14 protein-coding genes are annotated in these 16,643 nt (G+C 64.3%); 1 reads left to right on the top strand and 13 read right to left on the bottom strand.

The features are described from left to right. Positions 1–108: 108 nt before the first annotated feature. The 13 genes from IEV58_RS15425 to IEV58_RS15365 all read right to left on the bottom strand — a co-directional run bounded on the left by IEV58_RS15425 (position 109) and on the right by IEV58_RS15365 (position 15,181). A complete protein-coding gene (locus tag IEV58_RS15425) occupies positions 109–3,708 on the bottom strand; it encodes an ankyrin repeat domain-containing protein (protein WP_188410713.1) in 3,600 nt (1,199 codons plus the stop codon). Positions 3,709–3,867: 159 nt separating this feature from the next. Further along, a complete protein-coding gene (locus tag IEV58_RS15420; RefSeq protein ID WP_188410712.1) occupies positions 3,868–4,041 on the bottom strand; it encodes a hypothetical protein in 174 nt (57 codons plus the stop codon). Positions 4,042–4,115: 74 nt separating this feature from the next. After that, positions 4,116–4,937 carry an alpha/beta fold hydrolase gene (locus tag IEV58_RS15415; RefSeq protein WP_188410711.1) on the bottom strand — a complete coding sequence of 274 codons (822 nt, stop codon included), beginning with the start codon at positions 4,935–4,937 and terminating at the stop codon, positions 4,116–4,118. A 106-nt stretch (positions 4,938–5,043) separates the two neighbouring features. After that, positions 5,044–5,985 carry a LysR substrate-binding domain-containing protein gene (locus IEV58_RS15410; protein ID WP_188410710.1) on the bottom strand — a complete coding sequence of 314 codons (942 nt, stop codon included), beginning with the start codon at positions 5,983–5,985 and terminating at the stop codon, positions 5,044–5,046. A gap of 122 nt (positions 5,986–6,107) precedes the next feature. Then, a complete protein-coding gene (locus tag IEV58_RS15405) occupies positions 6,108–7,052 on the bottom strand; it encodes an NAD(P)-dependent oxidoreductase (RefSeq protein ID WP_188410709.1) in 945 nt (314 codons plus the stop codon). A 49-nt stretch (positions 7,053–7,101) separates the two neighbouring features. Further along, on the bottom strand, positions 7,102–8,634 hold the full coding sequence (gene tcuA, locus IEV58_RS15400; protein WP_188410708.1) for an FAD-dependent tricarballylate dehydrogenase TcuA: 1,533 nt from the start codon (positions 8,632–8,634) through the stop codon (positions 7,102–7,104). 121 nt (positions 8,635–8,755) lie between these two features. Beyond that, the gene (locus IEV58_RS15395; RefSeq protein WP_188410707.1) at positions 8,756–10,261 is read right to left on the bottom strand and encodes a tripartite tricarboxylate transporter permease; all 1,506 of its coding nucleotides are present in this window, start codon (positions 10,259–10,261) and stop codon (positions 8,756–8,758) included. Next, a complete protein-coding gene (locus IEV58_RS15390; RefSeq protein ID WP_188410706.1) occupies positions 10,261–10,710 on the bottom strand; it encodes a tripartite tricarboxylate transporter TctB family protein in 450 nt (149 codons plus the stop codon). Before IEV58_RS15390 ends, IEV58_RS15395 begins: the two co-directional genes overlap by 1 nt. A 77-nt stretch (positions 10,711–10,787) precedes the next feature. Next, the gene (locus IEV58_RS15385; RefSeq protein WP_188410705.1) at positions 10,788–11,540 is read right to left on the bottom strand and encodes a GntR family transcriptional regulator; all 753 of its coding nucleotides are present in this window, start codon (positions 11,538–11,540) and stop codon (positions 10,788–10,790) included. Between the two features lie 2 nt (positions 11,541–11,542). Continuing rightward, positions 11,543–13,021, bottom strand: a complete 1,479-nt coding sequence (locus IEV58_RS15380; RefSeq protein WP_188410704.1) for an aldehyde dehydrogenase — start codon at positions 13,019–13,021, stop codon at positions 11,543–11,545. Between the two features lie 15 nt (positions 13,022–13,036). Further along, the gene (locus tag IEV58_RS15375; RefSeq protein ID WP_188410703.1) at positions 13,037–13,738 is read right to left on the bottom strand and encodes a 4-carboxy-4-hydroxy-2-oxoadipate aldolase/oxaloacetate decarboxylase; all 702 of its coding nucleotides are present in this window, start codon (positions 13,736–13,738) and stop codon (positions 13,037–13,039) included. Between the two features lie 24 nt (positions 13,739–13,762). Further along, positions 13,763–14,146, bottom strand: coding sequence for a carboxymuconolactone decarboxylase family protein (locus tag IEV58_RS15370; RefSeq protein ID WP_229729514.1), 384 nt, complete (start codon positions 14,144–14,146; stop codon positions 13,763–13,765). A gap of 126 nt (positions 14,147–14,272) precedes the next feature. Then, complete coding sequence (locus tag IEV58_RS15365) at positions 14,273–15,181, bottom strand: LysR family transcriptional regulator (protein WP_188410701.1); 909 nt, start codon at positions 15,179–15,181, stop codon at positions 14,273–14,275. An 85-nt stretch (positions 15,182–15,266) separates the two neighbouring features. Between IEV58_RS15365 and IEV58_RS15360 the strand changes: the two genes are divergently transcribed. Beyond that, a complete protein-coding gene (locus IEV58_RS15360) occupies positions 15,267–16,523 on the top strand; it encodes an MFS transporter (protein WP_188410700.1) in 1,257 nt (418 codons plus the stop codon). Positions 16,524–16,643: the final 120 nt, after the last annotated feature.

Genomic DNA, 16,643 nt, shown 5'->3' with positions numbered 1-16,643 from the left:
AGCCTTGGCTCACGCCTCGGAGCGACGTCGGAGTACAGCAGCCGGCGCTTGCCGCGTCACCCGAGGCGCCGGCGGCAGCAGTCCTGACTGCCGGCCCAGGTCATGGGTTCAACGTGGCGGGGCGAGCCTGGGGTCATTGGGTCCGCCGAAGTAGACGTTGCAGAAGGCCGTGTACTTCTTGTGCTCCTCCACGATCAGTTCCTTCATCACCGCATAGGAGTCCGACTCCTTGTCGGACAACCACCGCGCGACCACGTTGCTGGCGAGGGCGCCTTCGAGGCCAGGGCCGAAGACGTTCTCCACCCGCTCGCCGACGATGCCCGGAATATCTTCAAAGAGGTAGTCATCGCCCAGATGGTAGCGTAGCGCCCGCAAGCCAAACTCCTTATCTTCATCTCGCGGCTTGAGGTTGTGGTGGTAATACCTGATGACGGTATTGAGGTGCTCTCTGGCCTCGCCTTCGATCACCGGCAGCCTGCGCTCCTTCTGCATGGAGGTGGCGATATAGACCGCCAGGGCATTCAGCGCGTTCTCATACTCCTGCTCGTTCGGCACATGCGCCTTGTCATAGAAGAAGGCCATGATGAACTGATGGATCAGGACGTGATTGTTGGTCACTCCGCTGTCACGGATCTCCTTCATTGTAGCATAGTTCGAGTGGGTGAGATCGCTCCAGATCTTGCGCTGCTCCTCTTCGGACGGCTTGGCCGCGGAGAGCCAGTCGTCCATCACGCGTTTAGCGGCCGGTGACCATTCCGGCTGGCCGCTTGCCCGACCAAAGCGCAGCTCGAACAGCGAGGCGAAGTCGAACTCGCCGCGCTTGACCCTGTCCATGAGGTCGCGCTCATCCCTCGCGCGGTCGGCGAGATCGGGATGCGCCTGCCTGTCGATCACGCCCTTGTTGAAGACCTTGCCGTCCTTTTCCTGGTGGAAGCGGATGATGCCGGAGAACTCATCATCCGAGCTGAAATAGGTAACGACGCCAGGATCGCCCGACAGAAGATTGTAATAGTCCTCCTCACTCTCCACGAGCTTGTAGCCCGCGTCGATCGAGGAAGCGGCAGGCGAGGCCGGCTTCCCCATGGTGTCCAGGAACGCGAGGTAGTCGCTCCAGGCCGCCTTCGCCACCTCGTCCGCGTGGCTGCGCCCCTCCTTGTCGAGATAGTCCTGGAACGCGCGCCGGGGCTCCGATCCCTCGTGGCCCTTCTCCGGCAGGAACTCGATGATGTCGTTGAGCGCCTTGTCGCGGGCAAGCTCCAGATAAGCGAGTGACCCCCGCGCAAGACCTTCGATCTCGTCCTGATGGATCAGGTTGTAGGTCACGAGGTCGCGGAAGGCCGTGCTCAGCGGCGGCGCGGTGAGAGGGGTGCGTTCCGAGCTGTCGAGGCCGGCCTCGCCCTCCAGCGTGACGCCGATGATGTTGAGGAGGCGGCGGTAATCCTCCTCCTTCGCCTGGGCCAAGGGGTGCCGGCCGATATCCGGGGGAGGCAAAGTGGAGCGCGGCGCCGATCGGTGTGACAGGTTGGTCACCCCTGTCGGCCTCACCGGCGGCGGCACCCAGTCCGGCTGGTTCCAAGGGCGGTCGGCATCACCCCAAACGCCGTTCGGGTGCTGGCTGCTAGGCTGCTCTGAGAGTTCGCCTGGATTAGTGAAATAGGTGGACCTTGGTGTTGCACCGTAAGCGACGGCCAAGGCATTCTCTGTGTCGGGAAAGAGGTTGGTGTCCGCGAAGGGCCCGATGCCGGTCGCCCGCGCTTCTACATAGGGCACTTCCATAGTGCTGTCGTTGCCGAACAGTGGGATGTACCAGCCCGTGCTCCCGGGCCGCTGGCGCCATACGACAGGCACTCCGTCGATTAGCCCGGTCTGGCCGTCGAACTCGCCACGGGGAAGGCCATAATCTAATCGATCAGTATCAGGGTCGTCAGCGAGAAAATGGTGGATTTCGTGCGCCAAAATCATGAAAGGACGGTGACTCTTACTTAGATTTTTATCTACGTAGGGATTATATATTATATTTCCGCCTTTGTTATACCTGTCACTGTTGGTATTACTCATTAAATTCCGTATAGCGCCACCCGACCGGGGGTCTGCCAGGAATTGGCGGATATTATCCCGCCATGTGCTGGTTCCTTGTGCAATATTCACCAGATCAGCCAAGACGGTCAGAATATATTCAGGCTGTGCGCCTCCACCAGGCACGGCTCGGGCCGTTGGAGGCGACCCAATCATGCGGTTGCCGATCGTGACCTGGAGTATGTCACCATCGTCGAAGTTGTCCGTCATCCTGTAATCGGTGCCGAGGATGTCATTGAGTTGGTTCGTAAGTGCCTGCGCGCGGTTGCGCAGCCGTAGCCGGTCATCGCTGTTATCTTCGTCCCAGCCCCACAGGACCTCGCCATTGGGATCCGGCTCGACAACCTGCAACTGTCCCGACGGAACTCCGCCGTTGCCCGTCTCGGGGGGAGAATAGCCGGGTGGGGGCGGCTGTGTCCGGGTCGGCGGATTGGACAGCCGGCCGACGACCCGCCGGATCCAGTTGCGGAACCGGCCCCGTCCCGGCCGGTAGGGCACGTCGTCGGTGCTGCGCTTCTGGGTATCGCCGGCTTCGGCCAGGGCCTCCTCGGCGGTCAGCCCGAAGAGGGTCTCCTTGATCGTGAGGTCGGCGCCCTGCGCCTTGAAATGCTCCACCAGCGCGCGGTTGCCGTCGAAGGCGGCGGCAAGCGCCGGCGTCATGCCGTTGACGCCGGGCGTGTTGAGGACGGTCGCCGCCTGGCCCTTGGCCGCCAGCCGCTTCACCATGGCCCGCGCCACCTTGTCCTGGCCGGTGGCCGAGGCGAACAGCAGGAAGGAGATGTCGGCGCTGTAGCCCTTCGCCGGATCGGCCCCGGCCTCGAGCGCGGCGAGCGCCGCCGCCTCGTCGCCCATGACCAGCGCGGCGCCAAGCTGATCGTCTGCGACGGTTCCCTCGAAAGGCTTCACGGCCGGCGACGTCCCCTTCGCGTTCTTCGCCGCCATGAAGTGCGCCACCAGTAAGGCGACGCCGATGCCCGCCAGCACCACCCAGCCGGCCGGCGTCAGGCTGCCGCCGAGGCTCACCGCCGCGATCAGCGGCAGGCCGCGCTTCTTGTGCTCGGCGAGAAGATGCTCGGGTGTGACCCCCTTGGCGTTCTCGACCTTCGGGTCACCTCCCATGACGACGGCCTTGTCGAACAGCGCCTTGTCGCCCCGGATGCCGAGCGCATGCATGACGGTATTGCCGTCGCGCCATGTCTTGTTGAGCAGGGCCTGCCGCTCTTTCACCGGCGCGGTTTCCAGGAGCGCCTCGAACAGGGCGGGGTCCTCCAGCAGCGCCGCAGCCTGCAGCAGTCCGGTATCCTCCTCCGGCGCCTTGCCGTCGAGGCCCGCATTGAGGTCGGCGCCCTTTTCGGCGAGCTCCCTGATGCGGCGCCTGATCTCGCTGGGATCGACAGTGGACGGAGCGGACAGCAGTTCCTTCACCAGAACCCGCAGCTCCTGCGTCGCCTCATCGGCCCGAGCCGAACGCGACTCCCAGGATTTGCCATTCGTCACCCCCGTCGTGGCCCCAGGCCCCCGCCTCCCACTGAGGTCCTGGACCTTTTGCCAGGCATCTGCGAAAGTCAGGTCATCCGTGGTTTCTCCAGACGGCAGGGAACTGGCCTCATGGCCGGCGACGGCTACTCTCATGGGAACGCTTCTTCCAGAATCTGCGGGGATGATCCGAGGGCATTGCGGCGCTCCAATACATCAGGAAAAATCGGAAGTATATAATAGTTAACAAAAATTATAACGATTACAGTTTCCTAGGAAACTACTTCGAATATTGTTTACACATCGACTTCACCGTCACGTCCGCCCAGCATCTTCTTCAGTTCCGCAAGCAGGCCCTGATACGGCTCGAATCTCGCTGTCGACCATCTGCCTGATCTGTTTTTCGGTGAAGTTGCGGCGTTCCAGTTCGGCGATGAAGCGTTTTGGGCGAAATCGGGTTCCCACGCCCGAGACGACGCGGTCGCGCACCAGCCTGCAGCACCCTCCTCAGGGTGATGCTGGCGGAGCGATGGAGCTCCCCGCTTGATCGCGTCGCAGCTAGTTTAGACTGCGGCGGCCTCGAGCAGGATTTCAGCTACGCGGTCGGGCATGTCCAGCATGACATCGTGGCCGCATGCCAGCTTGTACGCCTTCCAGCTGGGATCGTTCTTCGCTTTCTCGTAGGAGGCGTCGAACGCGTCGCGGGCATACTGTTCGCCGCGCACATAGACCTTGGTCTTCATCCGTTCGCGGGCGCCGGTGATGGTCAGCCCCTCGGTAAATGTCCGGATGGGTTGTGGCGTGCACTTGGCATCGACCGTGGCGCGGTCCTTCTCGTTCACCGCGAAGACGCGCGCGGGTGGGGCAGGAAGGGAGGTGGCGCCCTTGGCTTGCGAATCCAGGACGTTGTCCCGGCTGGCCGGCGAAAGATCGACGATCCGCTCGCCGGTTTCCGGCATGAAGGCATCGAGGAACACGATGGAGCGGATCTTTGGCGCCATGGCCTCGGCAACGCCCGATATGACGGCCCCGCCGTAGGAGTGGCCGCACAGAAGGATGTCGTCGAGATCTTCCCACTTCATGAGGTTCACGACGTCGTCGACATGCGTCTGCAGCGTGATGTCAGGACTCATGAGATGCGAGCGGTCCGCCAGGCCCGTCAGCGTTGGCGCATACACTTTGTGGCCCTGGGCGGCTAAGAGGTCAGCGACACGCTGGTAGCACCAGGCGCCATGCCAGGCACCATGGACCAGGACGATGGTGCGCTTGGCGGGAGCGGCCACTGCGGGCTGGAACGAGGCCGCCGCGGGCAGGGAGAGCGTGCCCCCGATCACAGCGCGCAGGACGGTACGGCGGTTCGCGAAAAGGCGGGCTAGCTTGGACATCCCTGCTCCTTGTGACGAGAAGCGGGAATATTCCCCATCAATAGCTTTGTTAGCAAGATATATTACTTAGATGAAACACGGCCATCCCGCTCGCTGCGGGCCTCGCCTATTTCGGCCCCTGCTCACGCGCCCGGAGCGCGGAGCGCACCTGGTCAGGACTGAGTTGCGGCGCAAGCAATGCGATAAAATCGAGGATGAAGCGCCGAAGATAAGTATTGGTTCGAAGGCTGACGTAGCTGGTGCTGCCCTCGAACAGGTGGCTGACATCGCGCGCGCGCAGCTCGCGGTCGTGGCGCGGGTCCACCGCCTGGGTGGCCAGAATGGCGATGCCGAGGCCGAGTTCCACATAGGTCTTGCTGACATCGGCATCGACAGCGTCGAACAGGATGGTCGGCGTGATGCCCTCCCGCTCGAAGGCGTCGAGTATCTTCCATCTGCCGCTGCGATGGGGGTCGTGCGCGATCATGGGATATCGCGCGATGGCCTCCAGCGTCAGGTTCTTCAGCCGCAGGATAGGGTGCCCCTTGCGCGCGATGAGACTGCGGGTGATCTCGAAGCACGGCAGCCGGAGCAGGCCCGGAAAGGGCCGCATGGTTTCGGTGCCCACGGCCAGATCGGCCTCGCCGGCCTCCAGAATCTCGCAGACTTCCGTCGGGTTTCCCTGCTGGATGCCGATGCGCACGCCGGGGTTGCGCTGCATGAAATTCTTGATGACAGAGGGCAGGATATAGCGGGCGTGGGTATGGGTGGTCGCGATGGTCAGCGTGCCCACTTCCTGGGCGCTGTAATCCTCCCGGATGTTCTTGAGACTGCTGACCTGGTTGAGGATGCGCTGGGCAACTTCGATGACTTCCCGTCCAGGCTCGGTAAGACCAACGACCCGGTTGCGGCTTCGCTCGAAGATGGAAAAGCCAAGCTCCAGTTCCAACTCCTGAATCTGCTTGCTCATTCCGGGCTGGGAAGTATTCAGCGCTTCGGCGGCAGCGGAAATATGATTTCCGCGCCGGTGGACTTCGACGACATAACGAAGCTGACGAAGCTGAACCATGACATCCCCCAACAGCCGACCGGCACAACATAGTTTATATCATGCGCCGGAAAGCAAGGTCGTGGGGGATATCAGGACAAAACAAGGACCCGAGCGTCAAAAACGGCAAAGCACGAGCGCCCTCACCGGGGTCCCGCCTTGGCGCTTGCGGGTTCATTGGCGTCTTCAGCGCTCTCGATGATGAAGCGCGCGAATTCGGTGTGATCAGCGTTGCGGCCGACCCATGACTGGGCCTCTTTCCAGAGCGTCGTGCAGGAGTGGCCAAGGCTCGCCTCGACGCCGCAGGCCTCGGCGACCTCCATCGCAAGCTGGAGATCCTTGACCATCAGATCGAGCGCGAAGCCGGAGTTATAGGCCTGATTGAGCACATACTGCTTGAACTTGTTCTCGGTGCTGTTGTTGCGCCCGGTCGAGGCGTTGAGCACGTCGACCAGCACCTCCCCCTCGATGCCGAAACGCTCGGCGATCAGGAGCGCCTCGGCCGCCGCCGCGAGGCCGGCCGCCGAGACGTAGTTGTTGAGAACCTTGGCGGCATGGCCGGAGCCGAGCGGGCCCACATGGAAGCGCCGCCCCATGGCGGAAAGAAGCGGATCGAAACGCTCCGCCAGGTCCCTGTGGCCGCCGACCATGATCGCCAGTGTCCCGGCGACCGCGCCCTTCACGCCGCCTGAGACGGGCGCATCGAGAAGCGAGACCTGATGTCGGGCAAGAGCCTCGCCAAGCTCTCGCGTGCCGACAGGCGCGGAGGAGCTCATGTCGATGATCGTGCTGCCGGGCGCCATGCCGAGCAGGAGGTGATCGCCGCCCCCATCGCCGCCGACGGCCACCCGGCGGACGATCTTGCCGTCGGGCAGCATCAGTATGACGACATCAGAACGCCGGCCCAGCTCCTCCAGAGAGCCGGCGGTGGCGCAGCCGTGCTCTCCCGCGACCTGGGCGAGCCTCGCCGGATCGGCATCGTACAAGGCGACGTCCCAGCCGGCCTCGACGAGGTGTTTGGTCATGGGCTGCCCCATATTGCCGATTCCGACGAAACCGACCCGGGTATCCTTTTTGAGCACGCTCACGATCAAAACTCCCAAGGTTTGGCCGAGAGCTCATCCGCCCCCGGCAGTGTCATCCCACGGCGGATGCCGTAGCTTGTCTTCGAGACGCCGGCTGCTTCTCGCGGGCGGTGACGGCGGCATTTCTGCCGGCGATGCGCCCGAACACCGTTCCGCTCATCAGGCCGGTCGCCCCGGGGTAGTTGAAGTAGAACAGACCGCCGACCATCTCGCCCGCCACATAAAGGCCCTGCACCGGAACATGATTGGTGTTGATGGCCTGGGCGTCCGTGGAGATCCTGAGCCCACCGAAGGTAAAGGTAATGCCGCAGGTCACGGCATAGGCCTCGAACGGCGCTTTCTCGATCGGATTGGCCCAGTTCGCCCTCGGCACGGCAAGGCCGTCGGCACTGCGGCCATCCTTCACGGTCGGATCGAACGGCACGTCCCGTCTCACCGCCGCGTTGTACTCACGCACGGTCTTCAGGAACTCGTCGCGGTTGACGTCGCCCATCTTGTCGGCAAGCTCTTCGATGGTATTGGCAGTAACCCGCGTAACGTGCTTGGTCCGATACTCGGGACGAAGAAGGTGAACGACGGAGGCATCGAAGATCTGCCAGGCATATTGCCCCGGCTGCTCCAGCACGATGCGCCCATATTTCGCATAGGTATAGTTGCGGATATCGGCGCCTTCGTCGAGGAAGCGCTTGCCATTGGCATTGACCATGATGGACCAGGGATAGCTGTCCCGCTCATAGTCGTCGGTGACGGCGAAGTCACCGAAGTCCGAAGCATAGCGCTCCCAGCCCACCGCGTGGCATCCCGACCAGTTGCCGGCCGGCTGCACGCCGATCCTGAGCGCCATGTCCAGCCCGTCGCCGGTATTGAACTTGCTGCCGCGGACCTTGGCCAGATCCCAGCCCGGGCCGAGGTATTTGCTGCGCCATTCGCTGTTGGCTTCAAATCCGCCGCAGGCAAGCACGACGGATCCCGCCGTGATTTCATGCGTGACATTGTCGAGCTTCACGACGACGCCGGTGATGCCATCGTCGGAACTCATGAGATCGCGGACCCAGGCGTTGTAGCGGATATCCACCCCGGCCTTCTCGGCCGCCTTGTAGAGCGTATCCACGAGGCCGCGCCCACCGCCCCAGGCCGCCAGCGTGGCGCCGCCCCAGAACTTGAACTTGCCGTCGACCTTGAAGGATTGGCGGCCGAACTGCGGGTAGAACTTGACGCCCTGTTTCACCATCCAGTGCATGGCGGATTTGCTCTGCCGGACCAGGATCTCGCAGAGATCGGGATCGGTCCGGTTGTGGGTGAGGCGCGCCATATCGTCGAAGAAGAGGTCTTCGGTGTAGGAGCCGAAGTCGCTCTCCATCTCATCTCCGGTGAGATCCGGGGACAGCACCCTGATGTCCTCCGAGCCGGTGTAGGCAAAGCGCATCAGCCCCTCGGTATAGGAGCTGTTGCCGCCCCGTTCCTCCTCGGGCGCGCGCTCCAGAAGCAGGACGCTTGCGCCCTCCTCCCTCGCGGAAAGCGCCGCGCACAAGGCGGCATTTCCGCCGCCGACAACGATTACGTCGTATTGGATCTCCGAATTCATCTGCCGCTCCAAGCTTGTTCCCGGCACGCGGGCCGAGCTCGGATGACCCTTACCAAACACCTCGTCGGGTCTCTCAGACTTATTGGTGCTCCTACTATTCCCCTCGCGCATACTGGCAAGATCATGCCTCCTCCATGATCGCCTCGTCCTTCCGCTTGGCGATCATCGGAACGACCATGAGCAGCATGAAGAGAAGCGCGATACCGAGGAACGCCGCGCTGATCGGTTCGGTGACGAACACGCTCAGGCTGCCGCGCGATTGCAGCATGGCACGGCGGAAGTTCTCCTCCAGCATGGGCCCAAGCAGAAAGCCGAGAATGAAGGGCGCGGGCTCACAGTCGAGCTTCAGGAACAGATAGCCGATGACACCGAAGAAGGCGGCGAAAGCAACATCGGTGGCGCTCATGTTGACGGTGAAGATGCCGATGCATGAGAACACCATGATGATGGGATAGAGCCAGCGATAGGGCACCTTCAGCAGGGTGACCCAGGCCCCCACCAGCGGAAGGTTGAGGATCACCAGCAGCACGTTGCCGATCCACATGCTGACGACGAGACCCCAGAACAGGTCCGGGTGCTGCGTCATCACCTGCGGTCCCGGCGTGACGCCCTGGATCATCAGCGCCCCCAGGAGGAGAGCCATGGTGGCGCTTCCGGGGATGCCGAGGGTCAGCGTGGGGATGAAGTGGGTCTGCGCCGCGGCGTTGTTGGCCGATTCCGGGCCGGCCACGCCTTCGATGGCGCCATGGCCGAAGCGGTGGGGTGTCTTGCTGAGCTTTCGCTCGGTGGCATAAGAGGCAAACGACGCGATGGTCTGGCCCGCGCCGGGCAGTATCCCCAGGATCGAGCCCAGTGCCGTGCCGCGCAGAATGGGTTTCCACGAGGCCTTCAGATCCTCACGCGTCGGCATCAGCCCGGTCACCCGGGTGGTGATCAAACCCCGCTGGTGCGAGACCCCGAGGTTCGAGACGATCTCGGCGAAGGCAAAGAGACCGGCCGCCACCACGACGAAATCGAAGCCTTCGGCAAGTCCGGGCAGGCCGAAGGTGAAGCGATCGACGCCGGAATTGACGTCGGTTCCGGCCAAGCCGAAGATCGCGCCGCAGAAGGCCATCGCCATGCCCTTGATCAGGGAACCACGCACCAGCGCGGAGGCGGACACAAGCGCCATGAGCATCAAGGAGCAATATTCCTCGGCGCCGAACTGCAGCGCGACACGCGCCAGCGGCGGCCCGCACAGCGCGATCAATATGGTCCCGAAACAGCCCGCCACCACCGAGCCGATCGCGGCGATGGCCAGCGCCGGCCCGGCGCGCCCCTGCCGCGCCATCTGGTAGCCGTCGATGCATGTGACCGCCGCCGAGGATTCGCCCGGCAGATTGACCAGGATGGCGGTGGTGGAGCCGCCATAGGCCGCGCCATAGTAGATGCCCGCCAGCATGATCATCGCGCCCTCGGGCGGCAGCCCGAAGGTCAGCGGCAAAAGGACGGCGATCGTCACCAGAGGCCCGACGCCGGGCAGGATGCCGATGAAGGTGCCCAGAAGCACGCCCACGAAGCAGTAAAGCAGGTTGCTCGGCGAAAAGGCGACGCTGAAGCCAAGCGCCAGATGTTGCAGGAGATCCATCACCAGGGCCTCAGTCGAAGGGGGATGTTGAGCCCATAGACGAAGATGCCGATCGCGGCGGCGGTCAGCGCCAGCACCATGATGGCGAGTTCCAGCATGCTGCCCTCACGTCCGGCGAGGCGGCCGACGAGGATCAGGACAACGACCCCGGCGATGGCGCCGCGCGTGTCGATCAGCGCGCTGAACAGGAGGATGGCGGCGGTCAGGAAGACGAGCGGCCGGAATTCCCACGTCTGGATGATTTCCGACGTCTCGGGGTTTCGCGCCGCCTTGACCAGCATCACGGCGCCGATCAACGCCACGATCGACCCGAGCATGATCGGGAAATAGCCCGGCCCCATGTTCGCGGCGGTGCCGAGCCGATAGCCCTGGGCGATGATGATCGTGCCGAGCCCGATCAGCAGGAACAGGGCCCCGCTCAGCAAATCCTTCGTGATCTGCAGCTTCATGTTTTTCCTCCCGGTGCTTTGTCGCGGCGCTTCTTTGGCGCCGCTTGTGTTTCATCCGGCGGCCCAGACGGCCGCCGTCATCCTCCCTGATCGGCAGATCCGGCCGGGACCGCCTTTCGCGGCGTCTTGCGGCCGTCGCCGCCGAGTTCGGCCTCCTGTCGCTTCAGAACGTCGATCGCGACCTTCGCCGCGCTGCGGACATGCTCCAGGCTTGCATCCCATGCCGCCTGTTCGTCGCGCTTTTCGATCGCGGCGATGAGCGCGCCGATCTCCTGGACCGTGTTCGGCAGGCGCTCCGGATCGGAGAGCGAGGTTGCCCGCAACAGCGTGTTGCGGTTGAGGATCTGCCCCAGCATGCGGGTGACGTAGTCATTGCCCGACCCCTCCAGCAGCACCTCATAGAAGCGCTGCTTGACGCTGAGGACATTGGCCGCCTTCCTGGCCGTGCTGAGCTTCTTGAGCTCCATGAACACCGCCTTGAGTTCGGCGACCTGGGCACTGCTGGCGTTGCGCGCGAAGCCCTTCGCGGCGAGCGCTTCCAGAACACCCCGGACGTCATAGATCTGGGCCGCTTCGGCCGAGGACATGACCCGGACGAAAGAGCCGCGATGCAACAGGGTTTCGATGAGCCCTTCGGCCTCGAGCTGCCGGATGGCCTCCCGCACCAGCGTGCGGCTGACCTGGAACATCTCGCAGAGGGCACGATCGGACAGATGTGCGCCGGGCTTGAAATAGCCGGTCACGATCGCCTGCCGGAGCTTGTCCTCCACCTGCTTGCGCAGGGTCGCCGGGGTCGCCGCCACTCGAAAATCAGTTGCCGTCTCGTCCATCGCTATCTCTGTATGAAGGGATTGGTGGAGGGCGCGCCGAAGTTCATCCACACGCTCTTCACCTGCATGTATTCCTTGATCATCTCCGCCCCGTTCTCACGTCCGATGCCGCTCTGGCGATAGCCGCCGAACGGCGACATGAAGCTGGTGGCGCGATATGTGTTCACCCAGACGGTGCCCGCCCGCAAGGCTTCCGTCATGCGGATCGCGCGGCCGATGTCGCGCGTCCAGACGCCGGCGGCCAGCCCATAGATCGTCTCGTTGGCGATCCGCAGCGCGTCCTCCTCGTCCTTGAAGCGGATGACGGAGAGGACCGGGCCGAACACCTCCTCCTGCGCGATCCGCATGTGGTTCCCGACGTCCTTGAAGATCGTCGGCTCGACAAACCAGCCGTCGCCGCATTCGGGCGCTTTGCCAGGCCCGCCGCCAGCCACCAGCGTCGCGCCCTCACCGACTGCGATATCGATATAATTGAGCACCTTGCGGTATTGCGGCGGCGTGGTGATGGGGCCGACCTGGGTCTCCATGCTGGCAGGATCGCCCATGCGCGCGCTCTTCACCTTGGCGACCAGCCGCTCAAGGAATGCGTCGTGGATCTCATCGGCCACCAGCAGGCGCGACCCGGCAAGGCAGGTCTGGCCGCTGGCGGCGAAAATGCCGGAGATGGCGCCATTGACGGCATCGTCGAGATCGGCGTCGGCGAAGACGATGTTGGGCGATTTGCCGCCCAGCTCCATGGTGACGTGCTTCATGGTCTGGCCGGCCTGCGCATAGATCTTCTTGCCGGTCGCGTCCGATCCGGTGAAGGCGACCTTTGCCACCTTCGGGTGCTCGACCAGCGGGCTGCCGACCTCCGCCCCGAAACCGGTGACGACATTGACGACGCCGGGAGGCACCCCCGCCTCTTCCATGAGCTTCACGAATTCCAGCACGGACGCCGATGTGAACTCCGATGGCTTGATCACCACGGTGTTGCCGGCCGCCAACGCGGGCGCCAGTTTCCATGTCGTGAGCAGCAGGGGCGAATTCCATGGCGTGATTACCGCCACCACGCCCAAAGGTTCGTAGCGCGTGTAGTTCAGGTAGCCGCGCTTATCGAGCGGCAGCACCGCGCCCTCGACCTTATCGGCAAGGCCGCCGTAATAGTAATACCAGCTCGGGATGTAGCGCAGTTGCGCCAGCATCTCGGCCATCAGCTTGCCGTTGTCGCGGACCTCGATCGCCGCGAGACGTTCCGCATCGCGGGCGACGAGATCGCCGATGCGGCGCAGCACCGCCCCGCGCTCGCTGGCCGTGCTGACAGACCAGGGGCCCTCCTCGAATGCGCGGTGGGCCGCCTCGACCGCGCGGTCGACGTCAGCGGCATTGCCCCGCGCGATCTCGGCCCAGGGCTTGGCGGTATAGGGGTTTAGCGTCTCGAACCAGCCGCCACCATCGGGATCGACGAAGGCGCCATCGATGTAATGCTTATATTTCGTCATGGAGCGCCTCTTCCGTCACGAACGGGCATAGGGCTCGAAATGCTCGATCACCTTGCCTTTCAGAATCTGATCCAGTTGCAGCGCGCCATGGGTGGGATCGAGCGGCAGCTCTCCCGTCTCTCCCTTCGCGATGGCATCCGCTTCAGCGCGATCGCGCTGCAGGGCCTTGGCAAGGATTTCTTCGGCCGATGCCAGCGGCACGACCACCACCCCGTCATCATCCCCGACGATGATATCGCCCGGGCACACTGCCAGCCCGCCGACCTGCACGGGGACATTGATCGACCCCGGCGTGTTCTTCTGCGGCGCCCGGGGCGAGACGCTGCGGCAGAAAACCGGAAAGCGCTCGCGCCGCAGCAGGGCAAGGTCACGGATGGAACCGCTTGCGACAACACCAACCCCGCCGCGGGATCTTGCCTGAAGGGCGCTGCGATGGCCGAAGCAGCCGGTGTCGTGGTCGCCGTCGTCGATCACCAGGACATCGCCCGGCCCCACCATCTGGAGCGCCTTGTGGGTCATGAGGTTGTCGCCGGGAAAGCAGAGGACCGTGAAGGCCGAACCGACCAGGCTGATGTCGTCGAATATGGGACGGATCTCCGACTTCATGGCGCCATGCCGGCCCATGGCGTCGCTTAGCGTCGAGGTCGGCACGCCCTTGAACCTGTCGATCAGGCTTAAAGGGGCGCGCGCAAAGCTGTGATAGATGTGCCCGTACATGGCGATCCCCCTGAGGACATGACCCTATCGGTCGTTGTCATGCCCCAGCACTTCACGCGCGACGCGGAAGCTGTCGACGGCCGCCGGCACGCCGCAATAGATCATGACCTGGAGGAGAACCTCCTTGATGTCGTCGCGGGTGAGGCCGTTGTTCAACGCGCCCTTCACATGGAGCTTGAGCTCATGCGGGCGGTTGAGCGCCGAGATCATGCCGAGATTGATCAGGGAACGCTCCCGACGGGTAAGCCCCTCGCGCGACCACACCTCGCCCCAGCAGTACCGCGTGACAAGCTCCTGGAACTCCGAATTGAAGGAATCGGCGTTCCCGATGGAGTTGTCCACGTAATCGGCGCCGAGAACTTCCCGGCGATTCTTGAGGCCGGCATCGTACATCGATCCATCGCTCATTGTGTTTCCCATCCCGCTGGCTGGTCGGTGGCAATCAACTTGAAAGCGAGATTGCCAGACAATATGCCAATCAGTCAATCATACACTTTGAGCGCTTATGCCAACGTGGGGCTGGAGACTTCTCCCTCACCCCTTCCGGGCCCTGTTGCGCGCGATGGCCCTGGCCGCGAAATTCTGCACCAGCGCCGTTCGGTTGGTCTTGAGGTGCACCAGCGCCAGCCGCGCCACCGGGGGCTCGCCCGCGATGTCGCGGTAGGCGACGCCGGCCACATTGAGCTGCCGCATGGAGGCCGGCACGATGGAGACGCCCAGTTCCGCCGCCACCAGCGACAGGACGGTCGCGATCTGCGGCGCCGGTTGGCCGAGGATCGGCTCGAAGCCGGCCCTGCGGCAGGCCTCCACCGCCGCGTCCAGCAGCGTCGGGCTGATGTAATGCGGCGTCAGGATGAAGGGCTCGGCGGCAAGGCTTGAAAGGTCCATGGCGCCGCCGCCGTCGCCCTGCACCGCGCCATGCCCCTTGGGCAGGGCCAGCACCATGGGCTCGTCGGCGAAGCGGTGCACCACGATATCGTCGCCCTCCGCGCCGTTGGGGCGCACGAAGGCGGCATCGATGTTCTCCTCGCGCAGCGCTGCGACCAGCCCAATGCTGTTGGCCTCGGTCAGGATCAGGTCCACCTCGGCAAAGGCGCGGCGATAGGCCCGGATGGTCGCGGGCACCAGCGGATTGAAGATCGACGCGCCGGTGAAGCCGACGCGCAGCGTGCCCGTCTCGCCCCGGGCGGCGCGCCGGGCAGCGCGCGTGGCGAGGGCCACCTGATCGGGCATGCCGCGCACGGCCGCCAGAAAGGCCGACCCCGCCTCGGTCAGCTCCGCGCCATGGGGAACGCGATGAAAGAGCGGCGTGCCGACTTCCTCCTCCAGATCACGGATCTGCTGGCTCAGCGGCGGCTGGCCGATGCCGACGCGGGCGGCGGCGCGGGTGAAGTTGCCCTCCTCGGCCACGGCGAGGAAGTAGCGGATGTGGCGCAGCTCCATGGCGGGGCTATCTCCAAAACATATCAAGATCGCATCTACCATATATTGGACCGGCGGGCGCCGTGGTGACATCTAGAAGGTCATCATGAGCATCACCAGCATCCCCGGTCTGGCGCCGGTTCCTGACCGCCCCGCCGCACCGGCACCACGCGCAGACGTCCCTCCCCAGCAGATCCAGCGCGGCACTCCCGCCTACCGGCAGGTCAGCATCGCGCTGTTCCTCGCCGGCTTCTCCTCCTTCTCGCTGCTCTACTGCGTTCAGCCGCTGCTGCCGGCCTTCGCGCAGAGCTTCGGCATCAGCCCGGCCTCGGCCTCCCTGGCGCTCTCGCTGACGACAGGAGCGCTCGCCTTCGCCATCCTCGCCGCTGGCGCCTTCTCGCAGGCTCTGGGGCGGCGCGGCCTCATGTTCGCCTCCATGGCGCTGGCCGCCGTCCTCAACATGGCGGTGGCGCTGTCGCCAAGTTGGAACATGCTGCTGGTGACGCGCCTCGCCGAGGGTCTCGTGCTGGGCGGCGTGCCGGCGGTGGCCATGGCCTATCTCGCCGAGGAGATCGACCCGCGCCACCTCGGGAAAGCCATGGGCCTCTATGTGGCGGGCACCGCCTTCGGCGCCATGGTGGGCCGGGTTGGCATGGGCGTCCTGACCGAGCTCACCTCCTGGCGCGGCGCCATGGGCATCCTCGGCATAGTCGGCCTCGCCGCGGCGCTGGGCTTTGTCGCGCTGCTGCCGCCCTCGCGCAATTTCGTGGTGCAGCGCGGCTTCAGGCCGCGCTATCACCTCGCCACCTGGGGCGGCCACCTCAGGAACACGCGGCTGGCGCGGCTCTTCGCCGTGGGCTTCGCGCTCACCAGCGTCTTCGTCACCATGTTCAATTACACCGGTTTCCGGCTGACCGATGCCCCCTACGGCCTCAGCCAGACCGCCATCGCCATGGTGTTCCTGGCCTTTGCCTTCGGCATCGTCTCCTCCTCCATGGCGGGAGGCCTTGCCGATCGCTTCGGCCGCCGCCTGCCGCTGGCGGCGGGTGTCTTGATCATGGTGGCGGGCGTCCTGGTGACGTTGGCGCAGCCGCTGCCGCTCATCATCCTCGGCATCGTCATGGTGACGGTCGGCTTCTTCATCGCCCACTCGGTGGTGAGCGGCTGGATCGGCCGCCTTGCCGGTGCCGCCAAGGGCCACGCCTCCTCGCTCTACCTCCTGTTTTATTATCTCGGCTCCTCGGTCACCGGCTCGGTCGGCGGCTGGTTCTGGAGCCACGGCGGCTGGCCCGCCGTGGTGATGCTGACGGGGGCGCTGGGTGTCCTCGGTCTTGTTCTCGCCCTCACCGTGCGCGAGGAGTGACGGATCTGGCTGCGGCATCATCCAAAACACGTCATGCTAGGCCTTGTTGTAAAGACCGGAGACATCCCTGACACTCGTTCGGAGACATCCCTGACACTCATGGGGGCGGGTTTTGGTTCT

It is taken from the genome of Agaricicola taiwanensis (genome assembly GCF_014635245.1).
GTDB lineage: Bacteria > Pseudomonadota > Alphaproteobacteria > Rhizobiales > Methylopilaceae > Agaricicola > Agaricicola taiwanensis.
Note: the sequence above shows the minus strand (reverse complement) of the source record. Positions and strands in the feature narration are given on the sequence as shown.